2 protein-coding genes are annotated in these 2,605 nt (G+C 42.9%); both read left to right on the plus strand.

All coding sequences use genetic code 11. The features are described 5' to 3' along the window. Nucleotides 1-348: 348 nt before the first annotated feature. The gene (locus tag PX481_RS02725; RefSeq protein WP_288023473.1) at nucleotides 349-753 is read left to right on the plus strand and encodes a hypothetical protein; all 405 of its coding nucleotides are present in this window, start codon (nucleotides 349-351) and stop codon (nucleotides 751-753) included. Between the two features lie 120 nt (nucleotides 754-873). Then, nucleotides 874-2,529, plus strand: a complete 1,656-nt coding sequence (locus PX481_RS02730) for a tetratricopeptide repeat protein (protein ID WP_288093561.1) — start codon at nucleotides 874-876, stop codon at nucleotides 2,527-2,529. The last annotated feature ends 76 nt before the right edge of the window (nucleotides 2,530-2,605 follow it).

A 2,605-nucleotide genomic window follows, 5' to 3' on the forward strand; every position in this document is an offset into this window, starting at 1 on the left:
ATGTGAAATGTAGGCAAGGTAGGGGTTTTGTGGCTTTACGAGCGAAACAGGTGCAAGATTTTTGCGTCTTCATCGGCCCGCGTCCTGTAGGGGCGAAGCATTTGGGCATAACCTATCGGTGAAACCGGAGATTTTCTATCCGAATGCTTCGCCCGTACTTTTTGCCGCAAACCCTAAATATGTCTTAGCTTACCAGCGCGTCCGCTTCGCCCTAATCTCAATCCTGTTGTGGCAACGATATCAGAGTTTTGTTTTTTACTTTTTGAACAGTCAACCAAACATTTAAACCGTCCACAACTGCTGTTGCCGTTGTGCTAGAATGGCGAAAAATTCCCCCCATTGATGATTATGTTAGCAGAATTAGCCGCCGCCGAAATCGCTAAAATCGCCTTTGAAGCTGTTATCGGTAAATTAACGGAAGGAGCAATGGATAAAGGTGTAGAATTGTGGCAAAAAATTAAGCAAAAGTTACAAAAGGAACCCTCCGCAGCCAAGGTTTTAGCGGCAGCAGAACAAACTAAATCCGAGGCGATGATTGAACAGCAAGTGGTTCCTTTTTTACAGGTAGAAATGCTCAAAGACCCCAATTTTGCCCAAGAAATCCAAACCCTAGCACAACAAATTATGACAATTAATCAGAATCAAACAGAAACAAAAACTCAAATTGGTACACAAATAAACAAAGATATTAAACAACAATTGAACATTCAAGAAGTTAAGGGTAATTTAAATCTAGGAATCCCTCCTGAATGACTGGCGGCTCTGCACGCAAAAGCAGACGCAATAGAAAATAATCGCAGTAGTCAAAGGAGTACTTTCAAGGGAGGAGATGCTCGAAAACGTCTCGCCTATTGGCAGGGAAGGAAGGAGGAAATCACCCAAATTAAGCAGTGGTTTACTGATCAAAATGTTACGATGATTGGCATCAAAGGAGTTGGAGGGATTGGAAAATCTACCCTAGCCAGTAAAATTTTTGAGGAGAAAATTACCCTAGATCCTTCCCTAGGGGACGATGAAGATTTATTCCCAAAACGCTTTTGGTGGGAAGCGGGAAATCTGGGCGGATTTAGTGGTTTAGCTCGCCAACTCCTGACGGAATTTGGTTATCCTGTCCCCGAAAAAGAAATAGATTTACAGGAAGCTTTAATCAGACAATTGCAACGCCATCGCCACCTAATTATTATCGATAATCTAGAGAGTTTATTAGGGGAAGATGGTTCTTGGAATAATGAATTTTATCAGCAGTTTTTCACTGCTTGGATAGAAAAAGGTGACACCAGCAAAATTATAGTCACCACCAGAGAAAAGCCAAAAACTAGGGGTTTTAACCGTTGGATTGAGCTAAAAGGTTTGAAACCACCTGAAGGGGCGCAATTGTTAGCGGAATCGCAAATAACAGGGGATCTAGAGAACTTTTCTCGACGGGTGGATGGTCATCCATTACTCCTGCGATTGGTGGCGGATTTAATCTTAGCAGAATTTCCGCAAAACCCCAGTTTAGAAAGGTTAGCGGATTTAGGATTAGGAAATTTATCGCAACTTTTGAGCGATCCGCAGGTGGTGGGGAGTCATCGTCAAGAGACAGTGGGAATTGCTTTAGTTTTAGATGCTAGTTTTCAGCGACTTAGCCAAAGACAGCAGGAATTATTCACTAAAACCAGCATTTATCGCCGAGAATTTGATTCTCCAGCAGCCAAAGCGGTGATGGATAATTACCCGGAGATCGCACTATCCGAGATCACGGCAGATCTGCGAGAATTACAGCGACGATCATTATTAGAAGAAAAAGAGGAAAATCGCCAGCGAATTTTTAGTTTTCAGCCTTTAGTTTGGGAATATGCACAATACAAAGCCGGTGATCAAAGGGAATTACACCAAAAAGCGATCGCCTATTATCTTTCTATTGCTCAACCCGACTCCTGGGAAATCCTCAACGATGTGCAACCTTACCTAGAAATTTTCTATCATTGCTATCAGTTAACCGAGTACGACAATGCTTTTGATATTCTCCGTGCTATCGAGGATTTTCTCACCCGACGGGGGTATTATCAAACCCTAGCGGATTATTACCTTGAATTAGTCACTGTTTACCAACAACAGGAGGAGCAAACCAACTGGAATTATGCCGCATCCCTCACCAGTTTAGGCAATGTTTACCAATCCCTAGGAGAATACCAAAAAGCGATCGAGTTTCATCAACAGTCCTTAGCAATCGAACGCGAAATCGGTGATCGGGGGGGTGAAGCGTCTTCCTACAATAATTTAGGCAATGTTTACGATTCCCTAGGAGAATACCAAAAAGCGAGCGAGTTTTATCAACAGTCCTTAGCAATCACACGGGAAATCGGTGATCGGGGGGGTGAAGCGTCTTCCTACAATAATTTAGGCAATGTTTACAATTCCCTTGGAGAATACCAAAAAGCGATCGAGTTTTATCAACAGTCTTTAGCAATCACACGGGAAATCGGTGATCGGGGGCGTGAAGTGGCATCATACTATAATTTAGTCAGTGTTAACGATGCCCTATGACAATGCCAAAAAGCGAGCGAGTTTCATCAACAGTCTTTAGCAATCAAACCCGAAATGGGTGGTCGGGGAGGTATAG

This window comes from Microcystis sp. M53603_WE2 (assembly GCF_030065435.1).

Coding starts and splice junctions, on each gene's coding strand:
- PX481_RS02725 (WP_288023473.1), top strand. CDS start 349: ATGTTAGCAGAATTAGCCGCCGCCGAAATCGCTAAAATCGCCTTTGAA.